The sequence below is a fragment of the Kribbella sandramycini genome, assembly GCF_013131805.1.
In the GTDB taxonomy this organism is placed as follows: domain Bacteria; phylum Actinomycetota; class Actinomycetes; order Propionibacteriales; family Kribbellaceae; genus Kribbella; species Kribbella sandramycini.
On sequence record NZ_JABJRC010000001.1, the window covers coordinates 1718617 to 1726588 of the forward strand.

At 68.6% G+C, this 7972-nt stretch carries 5 protein-coding genes; 3 read left to right on the forward strand and 2 right to left on the reverse strand.

Features of this window, described 5'->3' with window-relative positions; translation table 11 throughout:
• Positions 1–54: 54 nt before the first annotated feature.
• Positions 55–2247, forward strand: coding sequence for a hypothetical protein (locus HPO96_RS07755; protein ID WP_171672217.1), 2193 nt, complete (start codon positions 55–57; stop codon positions 2245–2247).
• Between the two features lie 51 nt (positions 2248–2298).
• Here HPO96_RS07755 and HPO96_RS07760 read toward each other — a convergent pair whose 3' ends face one another.
• Positions 2299–4782, reverse strand: coding sequence for a X2-like carbohydrate binding domain-containing protein (locus HPO96_RS07760; RefSeq protein ID WP_238354713.1), 2484 nt, complete (start codon positions 4780–4782; stop codon positions 2299–2301).
• Between the two features lie 113 nt (positions 4783–4895).
• Positions 4896–5504: a DJ-1/PfpI family protein gene (locus HPO96_RS07765; protein ID WP_171672218.1), complete on the reverse strand. Its 609-nt coding sequence runs from the start codon at positions 5502–5504 to the stop codon at positions 4896–4898.
• A gap of 63 nt (positions 5505–5567) precedes the next feature.
• On the opposite strand from HPO96_RS07765, the gene HPO96_RS07770 reads away from it, so the two are divergent.
• Positions 5568–6902 (forward strand): aminotransferase class I/II-fold pyridoxal phosphate-dependent enzyme, encoded by a 1335-nt coding sequence (locus HPO96_RS07770; RefSeq protein WP_171672220.1) that lies wholly within the window; start codon positions 5568–5570, stop codon positions 6900–6902.
• A gap of 27 nt (positions 6903–6929) precedes the next feature.
• Positions 6930–7754: a methionyl-tRNA formyltransferase gene (locus HPO96_RS07775; protein WP_171672222.1), complete on the forward strand. Its 825-nt coding sequence runs from the start codon at positions 6930–6932 to the stop codon at positions 7752–7754.
• The last annotated feature ends 218 nt before the right edge of the window (positions 7755–7972 follow it).

A 7972-nucleotide genomic window follows, 5' to 3' on the forward strand; every position in this document is an offset into this window, starting at 1 on the left:
GACTATTCCGCTATGCACAGTAGTCTGCGATCAAAGCTAGTAGGAGCGGTCGCCGTGGCGACCGCGATGCTCACGGCGGGCGCGAGTTTGACCGCGTCCGCCCAGAAACCGCCGCCTCCCGATCCCGGCCAGGCCCGGACGATCACGCTGGTCAGCGGCGACCGCGTCCGGGTCGAGCCGGACGGGCGCGCGTCACTCCTGTCCGACAAGGACGCCGTCCGTCACGAAGGCCCGGATGGCACCACCGTCATTCCGGCCGACGCGATCGGCCTGGTCTCGTCCGGCCGCGTCGACCGCCGCCTCTTCAACATCACCCAACTCGCCCGCCAGGGCTACGACGACGATTCCGGCCGCCGCCTCCCGTCCCTCGACAACCCAGCCGCCCTCCGCCAGGCCGCCGCCGCCCAACCCACCACCAGATCCCGCACGGCGGTGACACACCCGGTCACCTTCAAGATGATCGGTCGCGACGGCCGGCCGGTCATGTGGCAGAGCACTGTGTACATCAGTGATCTCGACAACGACCTCGAGTGGTACACCGGATTGGTCGGTGACACCCTTCAACTGCCGCCCGGTCGCTACGCGGCGACGTCCGCGGTCTACACGGCAGTCCCCGGGCAGGCGCGGCCCACGGTCACCAGCGTCACCCTGCCCGAGTTCACGATCAGCGGGCCGCGGAGTCTCGACTTCGACGCCCGCCCGGGCGGTCTGGTCGATGTCAAGGTCGAGCGCCGCGACGCCAAGGTCTCCGACCACCGGCTCGGCGTCAAGATCCAGGGCCCCAACAGCGAGACGTTCGTGACGATCGGCGACAACGCGACGGTGTACTCGGTCGCGTCGAAGGCGCCGCATCTGCGGTCCTACTACCAGGCCCAGGTGGCGCCGCCCGCCGCAACGTTGACGATCACCGCACCGGAGCGCACCGAGGTGCCGGTCCAGTGGCTCACGCGAGAGCTGCAACTGGAAGGCGTGCACGAGCTCCAGGTCGTCGACGTCGGGCACGCCCGCCCGGAGGACCTCGCCGGGAAGGACCTGACCGGAAAACTCGCGCTCTTCACCCTGGACGCAGCCGAGGCGGAAGAGTACGCCGAGCGCGTCGGCCAGTTGGCAGCCAACGGAGCGAAGGCGGCCGTCCTGCACCTCACCGAGGTGTTCAGCTTCTGGGCTCCGGAGCGGGGTCTGCCGGTCGTGATCAGCATCGATCGGCAAGGCAGCAAGCTGAGCGCGGCACATGCGGCGACGCTGGAGGGCCGGCCGACCTCGCCGTACAGCTACAACCTCGTGTTCCCGCACCAGGGTGGGTCGTTGCCGCCAGGCGTCCGCGCCCCGGCCAACCACGACCTGGCGGTCGTCGACAGCCATTTCCATGCCATGGGCAACGACAAGACTGCCGGACACGGCAATATCGTCGCCGACCTCGGCTCATGGAAGACGCGAGAATTCTCCTTCCGGGTTCCGATCGGCGCGCGGCAGACTCGCTACTTCTCACCGGGGATCACCTGGTCGCACTCCGCTCGCTACCACAACCATGAACTACGCAACCGCAGGTCCTACCCGGCCGGACCGCAGCGGGAGAACTGGGGCAAGGGAGCGCTGACGCCGGCGCTGAACTGGTTGTCCACTCACGTCACTCCGGAACCGCTCGTCCATCACACCGGCGGCATGCTGTACGCGCAACTGCCGCTGCGCTCGGACTCGGCCGGCCATCGCGGCTACAACACCTTCGGCGACACCGGCGTCACGCGGGTGTTCGCGGATGGGAAGCAGGTTGGCGAGAATCCCGAACCAGGTGGCGGTGAGTTCGAGGTGCCGGCGGGGGCCAAGGAGTTCCGGCTGACGTCAGAGGTGATTCAGGACGCGCCGAAAGCGTGGCTGGGTACGAAGGTTACGGCGGACTGGACGACGTCGGCGCGGGTCCAGGGTGCGTTGCCGCTGCTGACCATCGGCTTCGACCCGGCCGTGGACATCAAGAACACGGCGCCGGCGGGGCGTCGCTTCAGCATTCCGGTGACGGTCGCACGCCAGTTCGGCACTACCGGCCCGGCGGCTACGGTGCGGTCGGTTGACGTTTCGTACGACGACGGGGCGAGCTGGCAGCCGGCGTCGCTGACTCGGACGCGGACCGGGTGGTCGGCTGGGGTGACCCATCCGGCGAAGCCGGGGCCGGTGTCGCTCCGGGCTACGGCCGATGCGCCGGATGGGAACTCGGTTGCCATCAGCACCATTCGCGCCTACCTCTTGCGCTGAACGAGGCCGGGGCAGCTCGGGCAGGAGCTGCCCCGGCGTTCAGGGGTGGGACTACTTGGTGGTGTAGCGGATGGTGTCGTGGCGGAGGGCGTCGCCGGAAACCTTGACGATCTTCACCGTGTGTTGGGTGTTCGTCAGGTTGGTCGCGGTGAAGGCGACCCGGTTGGTGACGCGGGTGGGGTTGTGCAGGCTGACTCGGCGGACGAGTTTGCCGTCGAGGTAGACGTCGGCCTCACCCTGGTCGGGAGCGAGCGCGGTCGACCACTCGACCGTGGTGCCCTTGAAGGTGGTGCTGGTACTCGCGCCGTTCGCGGTCGCGGCGTGGATGTCGTCGTGGTGGTCACCGCGGAAGCGGAAGTCGAGCGGGGTCGCGCCGACCGGTTGCTTGGCGAGGTAGGCCGCCTTGATCGTGACGGTGCTGCCGTTGACGGTGTAGTCCGTGCCCTTGACCAGGTCCTGACCGGCCTTGGAGACGGCGAGGAGTTCGCCGGGGTCGCGGCCGATCACGGTGCTGACGTCGGCGGGCTGGGACTTGTTGAAGTTGGCGGCGTCCGGGTTCAGCAGGCTTTCCTGGCGGACGTTCAGCTTGTCCACCAGCATGAACTGGCCGGACTTCTTCACGCCGCGGATGGTGTGCGTGCCGTTCGGCAGGTCGGAGATGCTGTAGACGACCTGCTGGGCGCCGCGGCCTTCGGCCTGGTAGGTGTTGACGGTCTGCTTGAGCTGGCCGTCGATGTAGATGTCCACCTCGCCTTGGGAGTTGTGGGTCTCGGTGACGAAATCGACGCCGTTCCCGACGAAGGTGTAGGAGAACGAGTCGCCATTCGCCTCGGTGTACTGGACGTCGTCCTGGTAGTCGCCGAGGCCGCGGCCGCTGCTGCGGCTCCAGGAGCCGGTGTAGACGATCTGCGAGCTGTCGTTGTTGACCTCGATCGTGCGGGTGCCGGCGTTCGCGGCGACCGCCTGGGCGGAGTCGGAGACCGTCACGTTCAGCGGCTCGGAGACGGCCGGGACCTCGAAGTTCGCGTTCCGCTTCCACTCGCCGGAGTACGACGTCCGCAGGTCGTCGTCGTTGACGCGGATCTTCGCACCCGCCTGCGGCGTCACCTTGAACAGCCGCGCGCCGTGGATCGGGACGTCGTTGGCGGTGAAGCTGCCGGTGAACTTTCCGAGCTCCTTCTTCGCCCACAGATCGCGGACGGTGGCCGAGCCCTCCAGGCCGAGGTCGGCGAAGGTCGCGGTCATGTTCGCGTCGGTCTGGCCGAGGTTGAACAGGGCCACGGTGTAGGTGTTGTCGGCGTTCAGCGCGTACCAGACCTGGCGGTTCGTCTTGGTCGGGACGGGCTGCGCGGGCCGGCCGGCCTGGTTGACCGCGATGACCTCGCGGTTGGTCAGCAGGTCGATGCCGTACTGGTCGAGCCGCGTCATGTCGTTACCGATGTACATCGGGGCCGCGGAGACCGCCCACAGCGTGGCCGCCGTACGGCGCTCGTCCTTGGTCAGGCCGTCCATCTGGCCGTTGCCCACGTTCAGCGAGTCGAGGTCGTTCCAGCCGCCGGGCCCGGCGTGCCGCCACCAGTCGGCGAGTTTCGGGAACAGCCGGTTGATGTTCGGCCAGGCCGTCAGCGCGGTGCCCTCGCAGTAGCACTCGACATCCCAGTCGATCCGCCAGCCGTTCGCGTACTGCTTCCAGTAGTCGGCGTAGTTGATGTCGAGCGCCCAGGACAGCTCGAGCCAGATCTTGTGCTTGGCCAGCGCGGTCGACCAGGCCTTCACGTCGTCGCGCGCGTCCAGCGTCAGGTTGCTGACACCCGAACCCGGCGTGACGCTGTCGAACTTGAGGAAGTCGATCCCCCAGGAGCCGAACAGATCGGCGATCGAGTCGATGTACTTCTGCGCACAGGGCTTGCTGAAGTCGATCTTGTAGCCGATCCCCCAGTAGTCGGCCTTCACCAGCGGCCGCACCGGCAGGTCACCGGTCTTGCACTCAGGCGCGCCGTACACCGGGAGGTTGGCGTCGATCACCTGCTGCCCGATACCGGGGATCGCATAGATCCCGACCTTCTGACCATTCCGGTGGATGTGGTCGATGACGGACTGGAAGCCGTCGGGGAAGTTCTTCGCGCTCGGGGTCGGGCGGCCGTAGCCGTCGATCCCCTCGTTCCAGGCGGCGTCGATGTTGATGTAGTTGTAGCCGTAGGGCTGCAACTTCTGCTTCATCGCGTCGGACTGCGCCTTGATCTGCTTGGCGTTGATCCAGGTGCTGCCGTTCCCGGCGTACACCTGCATGCTGTAGCTGCTCCAGCCCATGTAGGGCTTGGCGGCCTTCGGGCCCGCCGGTCCACCAGGGCCTGGGGTCGCGGTGGTCACGGCCGGCGGCGCGGGCGGTACCGCGCCGGGCTGGACGGCGGCGTCCGGCGTGGCGCCCGGTCCGGGGATCGGGGCCGCGGAGGACGACGCGGCCGGGATGAGGACGGCGAGCGCGAGGCCGGCGAACAGGCCTCGCACCACCTTGGAACGGGTTGATCTGGTCATGAGCGACGACCTTCTGGCGGCAGATCGAATAGGATATTGGAATCTTGATCGGGTTAAGTAAGTCCGTCAAGATCCGATAGGAAATCCGATGGCACCAGATTCGGCCGGCTCGCTCAGGTCAGCGCGGGGGCCAGGTACGGCGTCACGTTCCGCAGCGCCCTGGTGACGTATTCGTCCTTCTCGCCGACCGGCGCGACGTAGTGCATCGCGGCGGTCGCGGCGTCCAGCCCGTGCAGCCTGGCGATCGCCCAGGTCGCGAGGTACGTCGACGCCAGGCAGCCGCCCGCGGTCGCAAGGTTGCCGCGGGCAAAGAACGGCTGGTCGACCACGTCGACGCCGGCGGCCACGACCCACGGCTTGCTGATCAGATCGGTACAGGCCGGAACGCCGTCGAGCAGGCCCAGCTTGGCCAGCACCAGCGCGCCCGAGCATTGCGCGCCGATCAACTGCCGCTCGGGATCGAGCGCCCCGAGCGTCGCCATGATCGCCGGGTCCTCGACCACCTCCCGGGTCCTGCTCCCGCTGCCGACCAGGACGGCGTCCGCCGCGCGGGCCTCCTCGAGGCCGATCGTCGCGTCGATCACGACGCCGTTCATCGATCGCACCCGCGGCGCCGGGCCGGCGATCGACACCTGCCAGCCCTTGACCCGGTTGAGGATGCCGAGGGCGATCAGCGAGTCGAGTTCGTTGTAACCGTCGAAGGTCAGGATCGCTAGCTGCATACCGGTGACCGTAGAGCGGTCGATCCAGGACGATCCAGGAATTGTCCTGCATACACTGGGCCGGTGCGGACGCCGAAGTACAAGCCGCTGGTCGACGCGCTCGCGGCGCAGCTGCGGGCCGGGCGCTGGCCGGCCGGGACGCGGCTGCCCACGCACCGGCAGCTCGCCGCCGCGGAGGGGATCGCGATCGTCACGGCGTCCCGCGTGTACGCCGAACTGGCGGCGATGGGCCTGGTCAGCCGGGAGCAGGGCCGGGGCACGTTCGTCCGGGATCTCGCGGTCGCGAGCGCGGAGTTCGACCAGGGCTCGGTCGCGGTGGACGCGATCGACCTGAGCTTCAACTCGCCGTCGGTACCGGGCCAGGCAGAGCTGCTGCGGCAGGCTCTGCGCGAGGTTGCGGCTTCGGGCGATCTGGACGCGTTGCTGCGGTACCAACCGCACCGGGGGCGGTCGCAGGACCGGGAGGCCGTGGCGCGGCACCTGCGCGGCCAGGGAGTACAGGTCGGGCGGGAGCGGGTGCTGATCGTGAACGGCGCCCAGCAAGGGCTGTCGGTGGCCGCGATGGCGTTGTTCCAGGCCGGCGACGTGATTGCGGTCGACGCGATCACCTACCCGGGCTTCGTCGTCCTCGCCCGCACACTCGGGCTGGAGCTCGCGCCCATCCCGTTGACAGCGACCGGGCCTGATCTCGACGCACTTGAGCAGTTGTGCCGGCGGCGTCCGGTGCGGGCCGTCTATGTGATGCCCACACTGCACAATCCGCTCGGCTGGGTGCTCGACCGGGCGCAGCGGGATCGGCTGGTCGCGCTGGCGCGGCTCCACGAGCTGCTGATCATCGAGGACGCGTCGTACGCCTACCTCGTCGAGGATGCACCGCCACCGCTGGCGATGCTGGCGCCGGAGCGCACCGTCTACGTGTCGGGGCTGTCGAAGAGTGTCGCGACCGGGCTGCGGATCGGCTACCTCGTTGCGCCTGAGGAGCTGGTCGGTCCGTTCGAGCGGGTCATCCGGGCTACGACGTGGCAGACACCTGGGCTGACCGCGGCCATTGCCTGCCGGTGGCTCACGGACGGCACTGTCGAGCGCCTGGAGGTGCAGAAACGGGCAGATGCGCGGGAGCGGGTCGCTGTCACCGTGGAGGCGCTTCGTGACCTGCCGTCGGTCGGCCACGCGACGTCGTACTTCCGGTGGCTGCCCTTACCGCAGGACGCGCGTCCGGACCGGGTGGTTGCCGATCTGGCCCGTCGACGCATCGCAGTCTCCACAGCGACGCCGTTCGCGGCCACTCCGGTGGTTCCACAGGCGCTGCGGCTCGCTCTGGGCTCGGTATCACTCACAGACCTACGCAGTGCCGTGCAGGCGGTCCGAGAGACCGTCATCCACGATGCTGCCCACTGATTGGAGGAGTACGTGCGGATCATCGCAATGAGCTCATATGTGCCTAGCTACCGGATCATCGGGGACTGGGCCGCGCGCAACGGGCATGAGGTCGTGCTGGTCGTGACGACGCCACCGCAGCCCGGCCGCTACGGCACGGGCGGCACACCGTTCGTCGAAGCGCTGGCGGATGAGGTGAGCGTGCTGACGACCGGAAAGCTCCGGACCACGGCCGCAGCGACGGTCGAAGCACTCCAACCCGACCTGGTGGTCTCTGCGGCGTTTCCGCGCTTGCTGCCGGCCGAGGTGCTGCGAATCCCGACGTACGGCGCGTTGAACCTGCACCCGTCGCGGCTACCGGAGGGGCGCGGGCCCAACCCGGCACGGGTGATTTATGAGGGCTCCGACACTGTTGATGTGACAGTGCACCGGACGGACGCCGAGTTCGACACCGGGGCGGTGATGTCGCGTCGGCAGGCGCCTCTGCCGACCGAGCTCAGTGCGGCGACGCTGTTCCAGAGCTGGGTCGACTTGCTCTCCGACGCACTCGACGAGGCCGGAGCGAAGGTGTTCGCGGGCGAGCCCGGGCTGATTCAGCCGGACGACGGCGCGTCGTACGCCGGAGTCTTCACCGCGGCCGAGGCCGAGCTCGACCTGACGGAGCCGACGGCAACGATCGTCCGCAAGGTAGCTGCGCTGAACCTGATCGCTCCGCGGGCGACGGCGACCGTCCAGGGCGAGCAGGTACTCGTCAGCGGCGCCACGGCGCTGGCTCTGCCGGGCACTGCGGCTCCGGGCACGGTGCTGGCCAAACATCCGGACGGCTGGGACGTCCGGACCGGCGACGGCGCGGTGCGGATCACCCGCGGCTGAATCTTTTTTCGCGGAGCACCTATCCGGGTTCCGGAGGGCGCCGAAGTGCTTGGTGTGAGCGACCCCCGCTCACGGACTTCTCCCTCAGGAAAGAGATCGTCATGTCCAAGAAGTTCGTTCGCGCCGGCCTCGCCGCGTCTGCCGTGGTCCTCGTCCTCGCGACGGCGGCCTGTGGCGGTGGCGACAGCAACTCCAGCGACACCCCCGCGTCCCAGCCG